This is a genomic window from Pseudomonas sp. dw_358, from assembly GCF_018449655.1.
Lineage (GTDB): Bacteria > Pseudomonadota > Gammaproteobacteria > Pseudomonadales > Pseudomonadaceae > Aquipseudomonas.
In genome coordinates, this window is sequence record NZ_JAAVUX010000002.1 from 36,693 (window position 1) to 51,498 (window position 14,806).

Annotated in this window: 12 protein-coding genes; 11 read left to right on the forward strand and 1 reads right to left on the reverse strand. The window is 64.7% G+C overall.

The features are described from left to right. The first annotated feature begins 38 nt into the window (after positions 1-38). On the forward strand, positions 39-1,718 hold the full coding sequence (locus HB675_RS03665; RefSeq protein WP_213875781.1) for an APC family permease: 1,680 nt from the start codon (positions 39-41) through the stop codon (positions 1,716-1,718). Positions 1,719-1,746: 28 nt separating this feature from the next. Here HB675_RS03665 and HB675_RS03670 read toward each other — a convergent pair whose 3' ends face one another. After that, the gene (locus HB675_RS03670) at positions 1,747-2,679 is read right to left on the reverse strand and encodes a LysR family transcriptional regulator (protein ID WP_213875783.1); all 933 of its coding nucleotides are present in this window, start codon (positions 2,677-2,679) and stop codon (positions 1,747-1,749) included. Between the two features lie 107 nt (positions 2,680-2,786). On the opposite strand from HB675_RS03670, the gene araD1 reads away from it, so the two are divergent. The 10 genes from araD1 to HB675_RS03720 all read left to right on the forward strand — a co-directional run bounded on the left by araD1 (position 2,787) and on the right by HB675_RS03720 (position 14,754). Further along, positions 2,787-3,782, forward strand: coding sequence for an AraD1 family protein (gene araD1 / locus HB675_RS03675; RefSeq protein ID WP_213875785.1), 996 nt, complete (start codon positions 2,787-2,789; stop codon positions 3,780-3,782). A gap of 76 nt (positions 3,783-3,858) precedes the next feature. After that, a complete protein-coding gene (locus HB675_RS03680; protein WP_213875787.1) occupies positions 3,859-5,172 on the forward strand; it encodes an MFS transporter in 1,314 nt (437 codons plus the stop codon). Between the two features lie 33 nt (positions 5,173-5,205). Next, positions 5,206-6,762, forward strand: coding sequence for an altronate dehydratase family protein (locus tag HB675_RS03685; RefSeq protein ID WP_213875790.1), 1,557 nt, complete (start codon positions 5,206-5,208; stop codon positions 6,760-6,762). 147 nt (positions 6,763-6,909) lie between these two features. Next, positions 6,910-8,337: an MFS transporter gene (locus tag HB675_RS03690; protein WP_213875792.1), complete on the forward strand. Its 1,428-nt coding sequence runs from the start codon at positions 6,910-6,912 to the stop codon at positions 8,335-8,337. A gap of 102 nt (positions 8,338-8,439) precedes the next feature. Continuing rightward, complete coding sequence (locus tag HB675_RS03695; RefSeq protein ID WP_213875794.1) at positions 8,440-8,736, forward strand: DUF3649 domain-containing protein; 297 nt, start codon at positions 8,440-8,442, stop codon at positions 8,734-8,736. After that, positions 8,733-10,259 carry a PepSY-associated TM helix domain-containing protein gene (locus tag HB675_RS03700; RefSeq protein WP_213875796.1) on the forward strand — a complete coding sequence of 509 codons (1,527 nt, stop codon included), beginning with the start codon at positions 8,733-8,735 and terminating at the stop codon, positions 10,257-10,259. The genes HB675_RS03695 and HB675_RS03700 overlap by 4 nt, the downstream gene beginning before the upstream one ends. After that, positions 10,259-10,579: a DUF3325 domain-containing protein gene (locus HB675_RS03705; protein WP_256737472.1), complete on the forward strand. Its 321-nt coding sequence runs from the start codon at positions 10,259-10,261 to the stop codon at positions 10,577-10,579. The genes HB675_RS03700 and HB675_RS03705 overlap by 1 nt, the downstream gene beginning before the upstream one ends. Positions 10,580-10,815: 236 nt before the next feature. Then, on the forward strand, positions 10,816-11,541 hold the full coding sequence (locus HB675_RS03710) for a gluconate 2-dehydrogenase subunit 3 family protein (protein ID WP_213875800.1): 726 nt from the start codon (positions 10,816-10,818) through the stop codon (positions 11,539-11,541). Positions 11,542-11,635: 94 nt separating this feature from the next. Continuing rightward, complete coding sequence (locus HB675_RS03715; protein ID WP_213875802.1) at positions 11,636-13,414, forward strand: GMC family oxidoreductase; 1,779 nt, start codon at positions 11,636-11,638, stop codon at positions 13,412-13,414. Then, positions 13,411-14,754, forward strand: a complete 1,344-nt coding sequence (locus HB675_RS03720; protein WP_256737462.1) for a c-type cytochrome — start codon at positions 13,411-13,413, stop codon at positions 14,752-14,754. The genes HB675_RS03715 and HB675_RS03720 overlap by 4 nt, the downstream gene beginning before the upstream one ends. Positions 14,755-14,806: the final 52 nt, after the last annotated feature.

The window sequence follows — 14,806 nt, forward strand, 5'->3', positions numbered from 1 at the left end:
CTGCCCTTACCCCTTTGACTCATTACAGGACCACGACCATGGAAGCGACAACGTTCACAGACGTTCCGCAGGCTGACACGTCAGTCGGCAGCCTGCACCGCAAGATCGATTGGCGAGGGGCTTTCTGGGTGGCCAGCGGCGTGCCGGCGCTGGTGCTGTTTTCCATTGGTGCGATTGCCGCCACCGTGGGCAAGCCGGCGTGGATCGTGTGGATCGTGTCGATTCTGTTCGGCTTCATCCAGGCCTTTACCTATGCCGAAATCGCCGGGCTGTTCCCGCACAAATCTGGCGGCGCCTCGGTGTACGGCGCGGTGGCCTGGGTGCGCTACAGCAAACTGATCGCGCCGGTCTCGGTGTGGTGCAACTGGCTGGCCTGGTCGCCGGTGCTGTCCATCGGCTCGGGGCTGGCGGCGGGCTACATCCTCTCGGCGCTGTTCGCCCCCGATGCCTTGATCAATACCTGGCAGTTGACCCTGGTCAACCTGGACTGGATCAAGGGCGGCTTGTCCCTGCGCATCAACGCCACCTTCGTAATCGGTGCCTTGATCCTGTTGGGGGTGTTCGCCGTACAACACGGTGGCATCCTGCGTTCGGCGCGGCTGACCCTGGTGCTGGGGGTGACCTCGCTGATCCCACTGCTGCTGGTGGGCATCGTGCCGCTGGTGACCGGCGACACCGCCCACGCCAACTTCCTGCCGCTGGCGCCGCTGGCCCATGACGCGGCGGGCCAGGTCATCGACGGGCCGTGGGACATTTCCGGCTGGTCGTTGATGGCCGGCGGGCTGTTCATGGCAGCATGGTCCACCTACGGTTTTGAAACAGCGGTGTGCTACACCCGCGAGTTCAAGGACCCCAAACGTGACACCTTCAAGGCCATCTTCTATGCCGGCCTGCTGTGCATTCTGGTGTTCACCCTGGTACCGCTGGCGTTTCAAGGCAATCTGGGCCTGGGCCAACTGGTGACCCCGGCGGTGCTCGATGCCAAAGGTGCGATCATCACGCCGGCGGTGTACAGCGGCCTGCTGTCGCCGGATATCTACAGCGGCATGGGCGTCGGCCAGGCCATGGCGGCCAGCATCGGCGGCGGCAAGGTGGTGGCCAACATCGTGCTGATCATGCTGGTGCTGGCCACCTTGCTGGCGATCATGACCTCGATGTCCGGCTCCTCGCGCACCCTGTATCAAGCCTCGGTGGACGGCTGGCTGCCCAAGTACCTGGGCCGCACCAACGAACACGGTGCACCCACCACGGCGATGTGGACCGACCTCACCTTCAACCTGCTGTTGCTGCTGATGTCCGACTACGTGTTCGTGCTGGCGGCGTCCAACGTCAGCTACATCATCTTCAACTTCCTCAACCTCAACGCCGGCTGGATTCACCGCCTGGACCGCCCGCAATGGACCCGCCCCTACAAGGCGCCCACGGTGCTGCTGGCATTGGGCGCGGTGCTGAGCTTCGTCAACCTGGCCTGCATGGGCCTGGGCGCAGACATCTGGGGGGCCGGCACGCTGCTGACCGGGGTGGTGCTGGCGCTGCTGATCGTGCCGGTGTTCCTGTATCGGCACTATGTGCAGGACAAGGGCGTGTTTCCCAAGGCCATGCTCGATGATATGCATCGGGTGGCAGAGGATTCGGTGAAACGGGCCGGGGTGCTGCCCTACGTGACGCTGGTGGCGGGGGTGCTGGTGGTCTGGTTTTGTCACCATTGGGTGGCTTGACCTCAGGATGACCGGCAAGACAGTGGCGCTATAACGGCAAACTTTCGCGCCGTAATTCATCGATCAACAACCGCGCCGGGGCGGTCAGCCCGACCCCGCGCCTGACCACCGCGCTGTAGGGCTCGGACCTGGCGCGCAAATCCAGCGCCAACCGACTCAGCAAGCCGTGGGCGAGGGCATAGCGGGCCACTTCGGCCGGCATCAGCGCCACCAGTTGGCGGTCCTGCTCCAGCAACATCAAGGTGGTGAAGGTCGACGAGGTTTCGATGGGGTAGCGCGGGAACTCCAGCCCCGCTTCGCGAAATTCCCGTTCCAGGGTCAGGCGCATTGGCATGTTGGTAGGGTAAACGACCCAGGAATACCCCCCCAGGTCTGCCAGACTCAAGCCACTCGCCGCCGCCATTGGGTGCTGTGGGTGGGCCATCACCAATAACCCTTCATGGTGCAGGCTCAGGCAGTCGTAATCATCCGGGCGCTGGCTGACGCTGCTGCGACAGATGGCCAGGTCCAGCCGGCCTTGATCCACCAGCGGCAGCAAGCGCGCGCTGGTGTCCTCGATGATCTCCACCGACAGCTGCGGCTGGATCTCGCGCAAACGCCCCAACGCCCTTAACAGCAGCGGCACGCCGCCCATGATGGTGCCGATGGACAGGCGCCCGCCTTCGCCCTGGAGGATGCCGAGCATTTCCTCGCGCAGGTGCGAGAGGTCGGTCTGGATCAGCCGCGCATAGCGAATCACGCAGCGCCCCAGATCATTGGGCAGCAGCCCCTTGTGGGTACGCTCGAAGAGGGTCACGCCCAGGGTCGATTCGATCTCGTTGAGCGCCTTGGTCGCCCCAGGCTGGGAAATCGACACGTACTCGGCGGCCTTGTGCAATGAGCCGTGTTCGTCCAGGGCGATCAACAACCGCAACTGGCGCAAGCGCAAACGGGAAGACAGAGTAGCGAGCGATGGGATCATGGGGGATGACTAAAAGTTATCACGCAATCAGAAGCTCTCATTAGGCAGCCATGCGCGTGGTTCGTAAAGTGGCACCCATCTAAAAACAACCATAAAAGGGCCCTGCCATGCGCTTGATCCAGTTTGAAACCACCACCGGCGCCCGCCATGTCGGCGTGATCGAGGGTGCCAGCGTGCAGGTCGTGCGTGACACCCGGAGCACTCGGGAGCTGGCATTGGCCGCCCTGCGCGCCGGCCGTGGCCTGGTGGACGAAGTCCTGGCCCGCGGCACCGATAACGGCCCGGACTACCGCACGCTGTTGGAAGCCGGCCATGTACTCCCCCCGCTCGACCATCAAGACCCGGCTCATTGCCTGGTCAGCGGCACCGGCCTGACCCACCTGGGCAGCGCCTCGACCCGGGACAAGATGCACCAACAGAAAGCCCACGACGACACCGCCCTGACCGACACCGCGCGCATGTTCCAGTGGGGCATCGAAGGCGGCAAGCCGGCTGCCGGTCAGGTCGGTGCCCAGCCCGAATGGTTCTACAAGGGCGACGGCGGCATCGTCGTGCGCCCCGGCGCCGCGTTTCAGGTGCCCGATTTTGCCGAAGACGCAGGCGAAGAACCGGAACTGGCCGGCCTCTACGTGATCGACGACCACGGCGCGCCCTGCCGCATCGGCTTTGCCTTGGGCAACGAGTTCTCCGACCACATCATGGAGCGGCGCAGCTACCTGTATCTGGCCCATTCCAAGTTGCGCGCCTGCTCGTTCGGCCCGGAACTGCGAGTGGGCGAACTGCCGGCCGACCTCAATGGCGTCAGCCGCATTCGCCGGGGCAACGAAGTGCTGTGGGAAAAGGCCTTCGCCTCCGGTGAAGACAACATGTGCCACAGCCTCGCCAACCTCGAATACCACCACTTCAAGTACGCCCAGTTCCTGCGCCCCGGCGATGTGCATGTGCACTTCTTCGGCACGGCGACGCTGTCGTTTGCCGACGGCATCAAGGCGCAAGCCGGGGACCGTTTCGAGATCAGCCTGGCCGAGTTCGGCGAACCGCTGGTCAATGGCATCGAAGTGCAGGCCCCGCCCGTGGCCATTGGCGGCGTCAAGACGCTGTAGCGTTCCATGCGCGCGGGGCCTGGATTCAGACCCCCGCCCACCGTGATGCCATAACAAACATAATAACGAGACCGTCATGAAAACATCCCAAGCAGAGTTGCTGCACGCATCGAGCGTGCCCGTGGCCGGCGCCGTGCGCGCCACCCAGGTACGCTGGCGTATCTTCCTGATCCTGTTGCTGTTGGCAGCCATCAACTACATCGACCGTGCGTCGCTGTCGGTGGCCATGCCGCTGATCTCCGCCGAGTTCCAGATGACCCCGGCGCTGGAAGGCTTGATGCTCAGCGCGTTCTTCTGGTCCTACGCGTTGATGCAGATCCCTGCCGGGCTGTTGCTGGACCGCTTCAACGCTCGGGGTATCGTCGGCGTCGCGACCATCGGCTGGGGTGCGTTTCAGGCCCTTGGCGCCATTGCCACCGGCTGGACCGGGTTGCTGATCACCCGCATCGGCCTGGGCGTGGCCGAATCGCCCATCATGCCGTCGGGCGCCAAGCTCAATGGCAACTGGCTGACCGCCAACGAACGCGGGCGTGGCGCCACACTGGTGGACGGCGGCGCGCCGCTGGGTACCGCACTGGGGGCGATCATCACCACCGCGCTGATTGCCACCTTTGGCTCCTGGCGCCTGGCCTTCGTCATCGCCGGGGTCGGCACCATGGTGGTCGGCGCCTGGGCCTGGTGGTACATCCGCAACCAGCCGGCCGATCACCCCGGGGTGAATCAGGCCGAACTGGACCACATCAAGGCCGGCAACGTCATCGCCAAGGCCGCCAACGGCCCGAAATCGAAGATGCGCGACCTGGTCCGCAGCCGCTCGGTGCTGGCCATGTTCGCCGGCTACGCCTGCTACAACGCGGTGTTCTACGGCTTGATGACCTGGATGCCGAGCTACCTGCACCAGGCCCACGGTTTTGACCTCAAGAGCATGGGCGGCGCCACCTTTCTGATTTTCATGTGCGGTTTTATCGGCGAAATCATCGGCGGCGCCCTCGCTGACAAATGGAAAGCCGCGGGGGGCGCACCGAACAAGGTGATGCGCAGCATGTTCAGCGGCGCGGCCCTGATGGCCGCACTGTGCATCCTCGGCACCGCCTACGCGACCAACGCTACCTTGGTGGTGTGCCTGCTGTGCGTGGCGCTGTTTTTCATCCGCTGGTGCGGCATGTACTGGTGCCTGCCGGCGATTCTGGGTGGCAAGTCGCGCTCCGGCGTGCTGGGCGGCGCCATGAACTTCTGGGGCAACATGTCCGGCGTACTGGTGCCGATCCTCATCGGTCTGATCGTGCAGTACACGGGCTCGTACTTCCTTGCACTGATTTTCTTCGTCGCCATGGCGATCGGGCTGATGCTGTTTTCCGGCCTGATCGATTACCGCGAAACCGAGCAATAAGCTCGCGCCTCCTAAAAAGACAGGACGACCGTGATGGAACTGATCATGAAAACAGGCGCTGCCCAGAGCATCGCCGCCGCCGTGATTCGCCTCAACGTACTGGACGATGTGCTGATCGCTCGCCAGCCGCTGACCGAAGGCCTGGTCATCGAAGCCGAACGCCTCACCGTGTGCCAGCCGATTCCGGCCGGGCACAAGGTGGCCACCCGCGCCATCGCCCAGGGCGAGCCGTTGCGCCGATACGGGCAGATCATCGGCTTTGCCTCGCAGCCCATTGCGCCGGGCGAGCATGTGCACGTGCACAACGTCGAGATGGGTGACTTTTCCCGGGATTACGCCTTCGGCGTCGACGCCCGGGAATGGCCAAAGACCGAAGCCACCTTCCAGGGCATCGTGCGCGCCGATGGCCGCGTGGCCACGCGCAACTACATCGGCATTCTCACCTCGGTGAACTGCTCGGCCACGGTGGCCCGAGCGATTGCCGACTACTTTCGCCGGGACATTCACCCCGAAGCCCTCGCGCCCTATGCCAACGTCGACGGCGTGGTGGCCCTGACCCACGGGTTCGGCTGCGCGGTGGACCCGCGGGGCGAAGCCTTGGCCATGTTGCAGCGCACCCTGGGCGGCTACGCAATCCACCCCAACTTCCATGCGGTGCTGATGATCGGCCTGGGCTGCGAAACCAACCAGATCGACGACCTGCTCAAGGCGCAGAACCTGACGAAAAATGATCAGCTGCGGGCGTTCACCATCCAGGGCACCGGCGGCACCTCGAAAACCATCGCCAGTGGCATCGCCCAGGTCAAATCCCTGCTGGCCCAGGCCAACCAGGTGCAGCGCGAACCAGTCAGCGCCCGCCACCTGGTGGTTGGCCTGCAATGCGGCGGCTCGGACGGTTATTCCGGGATCACCGCCAACCCGGCGCTGGGCAACGCCGTGGACCGCGTGGTGGCGGCCGGCGGCACGGCGATCCTCTCGGAAACCCCGGAAATCTATGGCGCCGAACACCTGCTGACCCGCCGGGCGGTGAGCCAGGCGGTGGGCGAAAAACTCATCGCGCGTATCCACTGGTGGGAAGACTACTGCAAGCGCATGAACGCCGAACTCAACAACAACCCCTCGGCCGGCAACAAGGCCGGCGGCCTGACCACCATCCTGGAAAAATCCCTCGGCGCTGTGGCCAAGGCCGGCTCCACCAACCTGGTGGACGTCTACGAGTACGCCGAACACGTCAGCGCCCACGGCCTGGTGTTCATGGACACGCCCGGCTACGACCCGATCTCCGCCACCGGTCAGGTCGCCGGCGGCGCCAACCTGATCGCCTTCACCACCGGCCGCGGCTCAGCCTATGGGTGCGCGCCGTCACCGTCGATCAAGCTGGCGACCAACCAGCGGCTGTTCGAGCATCAGGAGGAGGACATGGACGTGAACTGCGGCGGGATTGCCGATGGGTCGACCACCATCGAGGAGCGCGGGGCTTATATTTTCGCGATGATGCTGCGGATTGCTTCGGGGGAACGGAGCAAGAGTGAACAGCACGGGTATGGGCAGAATGAGTTTGTGCCTTGGCAGATTGGCGCGATTACTTGAGAGGGGGGGGTGCTGAGGTGTTTGTCATGGCATCAGAGCCCTGTGCATGCGCCCCACGCCCCACCCCAGACACATCCCCCCACACACAACCCCCATAACCCCCTACAATGCCCTCACCTCCCCCAGGCAGTAGAGGACCGCGCTTTCATGGAATTATTCGCAGACAGGCCAGACGACGATGGCCTGCCCGGTGCCGAGCGGCGGCTGGCGATGATTGCGGTGATGACCGCAACGGCCATGTCGGTGCTCGACGGCACCATTATCAACGTTGCCCTTCCTTCCATTGCCCGCGCCCTGCACTCGCCCGCCGCCGCCACGATCTGGGTGGTCAACGGCTTCCTGCTGGCCGCCGCCATGACCCTGGTGGCGTTTGCCGCGCTGGCCTCGAGGGTGGGCTTTCGGGTGCAGTACACCGCCGGTCTGGCGGTGTTTACCTTGGCCTCGCTGGGCTGTGCGCTGTCTTCCTCGCTGGGGGTGCTGACCCTGATGCGGGCGTTGCAAGGCGTCGGCGCGGCGGCGATTCTGAGCATCGGCCCGGCGGTGTACCGGCTGGTCTTCCCCACGCGCCTGCTGGGGCGCATTCTCGGCCTCAACGCCTTGCTGGTGGCGCTGAGCACGGCGGTGGGGCCTACCGTAGGCGGTCTGTTGCTGACCGCCCTGAGCTGGGAATGGCTGTTTGCGATCAACGTGCCGCTGGGGCTGCTGTCACTGGTGCTGGCCTGGCGGGCGATTCCGCAGAAACCGGTGCGCACCGGCGAGCCCTTCGACATTCCCGGTGCCGTGCTGTCGGCCGTGGCCATGGGTGCCTTGATCCTGGCCACCGACGCCTGCGCCGACCTGAGCACCATCAGCGCACGGCTGAGTGCCGCCGGTTACGGCCTGCTGGCCCTGGCCGCCGCCGCCGCGTTCATCTGGCGCCAAGGGAACGCGCGCCAGCCACTGTTGCCGCTGGACCTGTTCGCGTCACGGCGTTTTTCCCTGGCGGCGCTGACCTCGCTGGCGTCCTTCGTCGGCCAGGGCATCGCCGTCATCTGCCTGCCGTTCCTGTTCCAGAACGCCTATGGCTACAGCGTGTTTGCCGCCGCCATGTTGTTTACCGCCTGGCCTATCGGCATCGTCCTCGCCGCGCCCCAGGCCGGCAAACTGGCCGACCGTTACCCGCCGGCGATGCTGTCCACGGCCGGACTGGTGCTGTTGACCCTGGGCCTGGCCGCGCTGGCACTGTTGCCCGCACAACCGCCGATGTGGGACATCGCCTGGCGCGAGCTGCTCTGCGGTGTCGGCTTCGGCCTGTTTCAGAGTCCGAACAACCGTGAACTGCTGGGCAACGTTTCCCGTGAACGCAGCGGTAACGCCTCCGGGGTATTGGCCGTGGTGCGCACCTTCGGTCAGTGCTTCGGCGCGGCCCTGGTGGGCATCATCCTGTCGTGGTTCGCCACGGGGGCGGCGACGTCGCTAACGGCGGCCCAGGATGCCCAGGCCATGCACCTGACGTTGTGGGTGGCAGCCTGTGCGACCCTGCTTGCCGTGGTCATGAGTGTCAACCGGATTCAGCGGGCGGCGGTGACCGCCTGACCGATCGGGTAAAAAACAGTAACAGTTTTGGTTGTAAACAAGAGTCATTTACATTAATTTCGCCGGTTTGCACCCTTTGTCGCCGGACGATCCGAAACTGCCATGGCCAAACCTGCCAAACCACCGCTGCCACTGGCTTACCGCCTGGGGGTGCTGTCGCGACTGCTGGCCGCTACCCTCGGCGGCTACGGCGTGACCACGCTGTGCGTCAGCGCCTTGGCCAGCGGGCTGGGGCTGGCCCGCGGCGAAGCGGTATTGGCGGCGACCTTGCCCGCTTTTGTAGGGCTCGCCTTGCTGGTGATCTGGGTGTTCGCCGCGCGCACGGCCTGGCTCGCCTGGCTGGGGGTGCTGATCCCGGCAGCCATCCTGCTGTTCGTGCGGCATGGAGCCGGCCTGTGAGAGAGGGCTTTGGGCAAAGCATGGCCTGGCTGCACACCTGGGCCGGGCTGGTGGTGAGCTGGCTGTTGCTGACGATTTTCATCAGCGGCACCGCCACCTACTACCGCAGCGAGATCACCACCTGGATGCACCCGGAAATCCGCGCCAGCGGCCCCGTCAGCGAGGTACAGGCAGTGGACGGTGCGCTGCGCTGGTTGCACGTCAACGCCCCGACCGCCGATGGCTGGCAGATCGATCTGCCCAGTGAACGGCTCCCTGTGACTCAGGTGGCGTGGCAAGGCGACGGGCGTTTCGACAGCGCCCTGCTGGACCCCGTCCAGGGTCAGGCCCTGAGCGCAAGGCCGACACAGGGCGGTGATTTTTTCTACGCCTTCCATTTCCAGCTCAACCTGCCGCCCCTCATCGGGCGCTGGATCGTCGGCGTGGCGGCGATGATCATGTTCATGGCGATCATCAGCGGAGTGATCATTCATCGTCGTATTTTCAAGGACTTCTTTACCCTGCGCCCGGGCAAGGGCCAGCGCTCCTGGCTGGACGCCCACAACAGCTTGAGCGTGCTGGCGTTGCCCTTTCACCTGCTGATCACCTACACCGGGCTGGTGACCTTGATGTTCCTCTACTTCCCGGCCGCCAGCGATGCGCTGTACCGCGATGACAGCGCAGCGCTCTATCGCGACACCCTCGACTATGTTGCGCCGCCACCGCGCAGCGGGGCGAGCGCGCCCATGGCCAGCGCTGCCATGCTGGTGGAACAGGCGCGCCAGCAATGGGGCAGCGGGCACCTGCAGCGCCTCGAACTGGCGTCGCCGGGCACCGCGAACGCACGCCTGCAACTGGTCCGCGACACCGACGATCAGCTGTCTTCACGCCCTCGGCGTCTGACGGTCGATGCCGCCGACGCGACGCTGATCGAAGAGGCCGCGCCTTCAGGCCCCGCGCGAAAGGTGTACAGCCTGCTGTACGGGTTGCACATGGCGCATTTCGCCGACCCGTTGCTGCGCGGGCTGCTGTTTTTCAGTGGCCTGGGGGGGTGTCTGATGATTGCCACCGGCATGCAGCTCTGGGTGATCAAACGTCGTACCGGCACTTGGGCCTGGCTGCATCGGCGCCTTGAAGGGCTCAATGCCGGGGTGATGCTGGGCCTGCCGCTGGCCATGGCCGGGTACTTCTGGGCCAACCGGCTGATTCCCGCCGATGCACCGGGACGCGACGGGCTGGAGGTCAACGCTTTCTTCGGCGTGTGGCTGGTGGCGGCACTGTACGGCCAGTGTCGAGCCATGGGGCAAATGTGGAAGGAGCTGACGGCGCTGTGTGCCCTCGGGTTCCTGGCGCTGCCGCTGCTGGACACCCTGACCCGGCCCGGTGTGTTCAGTGACCCCGCTGCGAGCCGGGCCCTGGCCAGTGGCTTCAACCTGACCATGGCGCTGCTCGGCGTCCTGTTTGCCAGCGGGCTCTGGCACTTGCGGCGGCGCCAATCGGCACCGCCCCGAGCGATCCGTAACAAGGCCCGAACGACGTGTTGATGACCTGGGCGGCGTTGCAATATACGGCCCTTGGCATGCTGTGCCTGTCCATGGACCGGCACCGCCGTCAGGTCTTTCCCGCCGGCTTGCGACTGGCCCCGGGACCGTTGCGTTGCGCAGGGCTGCTGGCACTCGCCGCCTCGCTGATCGGCTGTGTAAGCCAGGCCCCGACGGCCGTGGTCTGGGTGCAATGGTTTTGCCTGCTCGCCACGCTCGGCGCGGCGGTCAGTGTCACCTTGACCTACCGACCGCAGTGGCTGAAAGCAAGCATGGGAGTGGCCTTTGCCCTCGTGTTTCTGGGCCTTCCAAGCGGTATTTGAGCGCTGTCCGCAACACAGCTTTACCGGTTCAGCCACAATCCCTTAGCCCGCTAACGAGCTTGACGTAAACACGTCAAATCTTTAGTGGCGAGGTGATATGTCGCACCCCTAGACTCGCCCGCCAAGGACAGTCTTCGCCGTCGCGCCTCCCCCGCAAAACTAGATGTAGAGCGTAAGCAGGAGGCTGCCAGGCAGCCTGTCGAACCCACTTACCTCCATCTCACACGGGATCAATCATGCAGCGCAGAGATTTCCTTTCATCGGCGTTAGCGCTGGCAGCCGCCTCCACGTTACCCGCCGCCGCCGCGCGTGCGGACGTGGTCAGCGGTGGTCAGCCCTGGGAACCGGGCAAGGCCAACACCCCTGCCTTGGCCACGCCACGTCAAGGCGGCCTGGCGTTTTTCACCCAGGCCGAATTCGACGTCGCTGGCGCCATTGCCGACCGCCTGATTCCGGCGGACGACCTCAGCATCGGCGGCAAGGAAGCCGGTTGCGCCACCTTCGTCGACCGTCAGCTGGCCGGCGACTACGGCAAGGGCGCCACCCTGTACCGCCTGGGCCGCTTTGTCAAAGGCACCCCTGAGCAAGGCACTCAATCGCCCCTGACCCCGGCCACCCGCTGGCGCGGCGGCCTGGCAGCCCTCGATGCACACTGCCAGAAAGCCTTCTCCAAAGGGTTTGCCCAGCTGGACGGTACCCAGCAGGACAGCCTGCTGCGCAGCATGGAAAGCGGCGAACTGGCGCTGGGCGCAGACGTCGAGACCAAGGAACTGTTCGAACAGATCCTGGGCAACATCCGCGAAGGCTTCCTGGCCGACCCCATTTATGGCGGCAACAAGGGCATGGCCAGCTGGAAAATGATCGGCTTCCCCGGCGCGCGTTATGACTTCCGCGACCTGATCGGCAAGAAAGGCCAGAAGCTGCAGATCATTCCGACCAGCCTGGTGGATAACAGCCTCTGACGCTTCACCCCGCCCCTTTTTGATGAGAGCAGTGCGGCTTGCCGACACCTGCCATCACCCCGTGATTGACGAAGTATTATTGAGGTAATTGTTCATGGCGAATGTACGCCCCAAAGCTGACGCAGTGATCGTCGGCCTCGGATGGTGCGGTTCATTGATCGCAGAAGAGCTGACCCGTGCGGGGCTCAATGTGGTCGCAATCGAACGCGGCCCATGGGTCGAGACTTCCACCGACTTCCCGCCTTCGGTCGACACCGACGAACTGCGCTGGGACGCCCGCCGTGCCATGCTGTTGCCGCCGGCCATCGAAACCACCACGTTTCGCAATAACCGCACCCAGACAGCGCTGCCAACCCGCGACTGGAGCCTGAACGAGCTGGGCAACAATGTCGGCGGTTCGGGTACGCACTGGGCCGGCATGGCCTGGCGTTTCCTGCCGTTCGACTTCGAACCCTACAGCTACACCGTCAAGCGCTACGGCAAGCAGCAACTGGTCGACGGCCTGATCGTGCAGGACTGGGGCGTGAGCTACGACGACCTTGAACCGCACTACGAGCGGTTTGAAAAAATAGCCGGCGTATCGGGCAAGGCCGGCGTGCTCAACGGCAAGAAAATCGAAGGCGGCAACATCTTCGAAGGCAGCCGCAAGAGCGAGTTCCCGCTGCCACCGCTGGCCACCACGCGCCTGACCGACCTGTTCACCGAAGGCAGCAACAAGCTGGGCCTGCACCCGTTCATGGTGCCCGCCGGGCAGGCCTCCCAGGCTTACACCAACCCGCTGGGCGTGCGCATGGGCCCTTGCACCTACTGCGGTTACTGCCTGTACTACGGCTGCGGCAACTTCTCCAAGTCCAGCCCCAACGCCTGTGTCGTACCGGCGCTGATGCAGCGCAGCAACTTCACCGTGCTCACCGAGTCGGCCGTATTGCGCGCCAACCTGGCCGAAGACGGCAAGACCGCCACCGGCGTGACCTACCTGGACCGCAACCAGAAAGAATGGGAACAGCCGGCTGACATCGTCATCTTCTCGGCCTTCCAGATGCAGAACGTGCGTCTGTTGCTGCTCTCCAAGATCGGCAAGCCGTACAACCCGGAAACTCGCGAAGGCGTGGTCGGCCGTGCTTACTGCTTCCAGACCGTGTCGGGCGCCAACCTGTTCTTCAAGGACGAGCAACTGAACCAGTACATTGGTGCCGGTGCGCTCTCCGTGCAGGTGGACGACTACAACGGCGACAACTTCGACCATACCGGCAAAGGCTTCATTGGCGGCGCCGGCATCCTCGTGGTGGCCCGTGGTGCACGTCCGATCGGCAACGCCGACACCTTGCCGCCCGGCACTCCGCGCTGGGGCAGCGACTGGAAGAAGGCTTACACCCACGCCTTCCAGAACGGCACCTTCATCTTCAACCAGGGCACCAGCTACTCCTGCGACGAGAGCTATCTGGACCTGGACCCAGAGTACAAGGACGCCCACGGCGACCCATTGATCCGCGTCACGTTCGACTACAACGAGAACGACCGGCGCATGGCCAAGTTCACCGAAGACCGTGCCGTGGAAATCGGCAAGGCCATGGGCGCGGAAATCGTCAATGGCTTCGACTCGGCGGCGATCAAGTACGGCCCGTACCTGCCGGCGTCTGACCACACCATCGGTGGCGCGGTCATGGGCACCGACCCGAAGACCAGCGTACTCAACCGTTACCAGCAGAGCTGGGACGTGCACAACGTCTTCGTCCTCGGCGCTTCGTCGTTCCCCAACAACGGCGGCTACAACCCGACGTCGACGATTGGCGCATTGAGCCTGTGGACGGCCAAGGCCATCCTCGAAACCTACCTGAGCAAACGTGGCCCGCTGGTGGAGATCCCCGCATGATCAGCCGTAAAACCTTTGCTCATACCGTCCTCGGCAGCGCCATGGCGGCACTGCTGCTGACCGCTGGCAGCACCTGGGCGGCCAACGCGGTCGCCCCGGGCGGCCAGGCCACCGGCAGCAGCACCGGCGTGACGGCGCAACCGGGCGCACAACCGGAAGACCCGGCCGTGGCTCGCGGCCGCTACATCGCCATCGCTGGCGACTGTGCGGCGTGCCACACCGACCCGCATCAAGGCAAGCCATTCGCCGGTGGCTACGCCCTGCAGACGCCGTTCGGCAAGCTGCTGGCGAGCAACATCACCTCGGACAAGACCACCGGAATCGGTGCCTGGACCGAGGCCGAGTTCACCCGCGCCGTGCGTCAAGGCAAGGGCCGCGAAGGTGAAAACCTGTACCCGGCGATGCCGTACAACGACTACGTGAAAGTCAGCGACGCCGACATGCACGACCTCTGGACGTACATGCAGACCGTGCCGGCAGTGGACAACAAGGTCGACTCCAACCAGCTGCCCTTCCCCTTCAACATCCGTCTGATGATGATGGGCTGGAACCTGCTGTTCTTTGACAAGACCCCGTTCGTGCCGGTGGCCAGCGCCACTGCCCAGATCAACCGGGGTGCCTATCTGGTGCAAGGCCTCGGCCACTGCGCCGCGTGCCACACGCCGAAGAACTTCCTGGGTGGCGACAAGGGCGGTGCGTTCTTGCAAGGCGGCGACCTGGCCGGCTGGCATGCGCCGGAAATCACTAACAACCGCTATGTGGGTGTGGGTGGCTGGACCCCTGAGCAGATCGTTCAGTACCTGAAGACCGGCAGCAACGACATTGCCGTGGCGTCCGGGCCGATGGCTGAAGCGGTGACCAACTCGACGCAGCACATGACCGACGAGGACCTTCAGGCCATCGCCGCGTACCTGCAAAGCGTACCGGGTTCCAGCGCGACCAAGCCGCAACCGCTGACCGCCACCGAGCAGACCATGAAGCAAGGGGCCAACGTGTATTCGGCCAACTGCTCGGCCTGCCACAACAGTGACGGCAAGGGCATCAACCAACTGGCCGCGGGCCTGGGCAACAACCCGGCCGTGCAAGCGGTCAACGCCCAGAGCCTGATGACCACCGTGCTCAACGGCGGCCGCGGCGCGGTCACCCACGACAACCCCACCAGTGGCGCCATGCCGAGCTTTGCCTGGAAGTTGTCGGACCAGCAGGTGGCGTCGGTGCTGACCTACATCCGCAACAGCTGGGGCAACGCCGCCCCCGCCGTGAAGGTGGAAGACGTGGCCAAGACCCGCAAGGATCTGAGCCTGCCAGCCCAATTGGGCTCGGCCAGCGCTTCGAACTGATCTGCAGGTGTTGAATGAAAAGCCCGGCCAGTGATGGCCGGGCTTTTTTTAT

What these genes read in the sequence shown, in the direction of transcription:
- HB675_RS03695 (WP_213875794.1), top strand. Translation starts at nt 8,440, where the DNA reads ATGGCCAAACCTGCCAAACCACCGCTGCCACTGGCTTACCGCCTGGGG.
- HB675_RS03720 (WP_256737462.1), top strand. Translation starts at nt 13,411, where the DNA reads ATGATCAGCCGTAAAACCTTTGCTCATACCGTCCTCGGCAGCGCCATG.
- HB675_RS03670 (WP_213875783.1), bottom strand. Translation starts at nt 2,679, where the DNA reads ATGATCCCATCGCTCGCTACTCTGTCTTCCCGTTTGCGCTTGCGCCAG.
- araD1 (WP_213875785.1), top strand. Translation starts at nt 2,787, where the DNA reads ATGCGCTTGATCCAGTTTGAAACCACCACCGGCGCCCGCCATGTCGGC.
- HB675_RS03715 (WP_213875802.1), top strand. Translation starts at nt 11,636, where the DNA reads ATGGCGAATGTACGCCCCAAAGCTGACGCAGTGATCGTCGGCCTCGGA.
- HB675_RS03680 (WP_213875787.1), top strand. Translation starts at nt 3,859, where the DNA reads ATGAAAACATCCCAAGCAGAGTTGCTGCACGCATCGAGCGTGCCCGTG.
- HB675_RS03705 (WP_256737472.1), top strand. Translation starts at nt 10,259, where the DNA reads ATGACCTGGGCGGCGTTGCAATATACGGCCCTTGGCATGCTGTGCCTG.
- HB675_RS03710 (WP_213875800.1), top strand. Translation starts at nt 10,816, where the DNA reads ATGCAGCGCAGAGATTTCCTTTCATCGGCGTTAGCGCTGGCAGCCGCC.
- HB675_RS03665 (WP_213875781.1), top strand. Translation starts at nt 39, where the DNA reads ATGGAAGCGACAACGTTCACAGACGTTCCGCAGGCTGACACGTCAGTC.
- HB675_RS03685 (WP_213875790.1), top strand. Translation starts at nt 5,206, where the DNA reads ATGGAACTGATCATGAAAACAGGCGCTGCCCAGAGCATCGCCGCCGCC.
- HB675_RS03690 (WP_213875792.1), top strand. Translation starts at nt 6,910, where the DNA reads ATGGAATTATTCGCAGACAGGCCAGACGACGATGGCCTGCCCGGTGCC.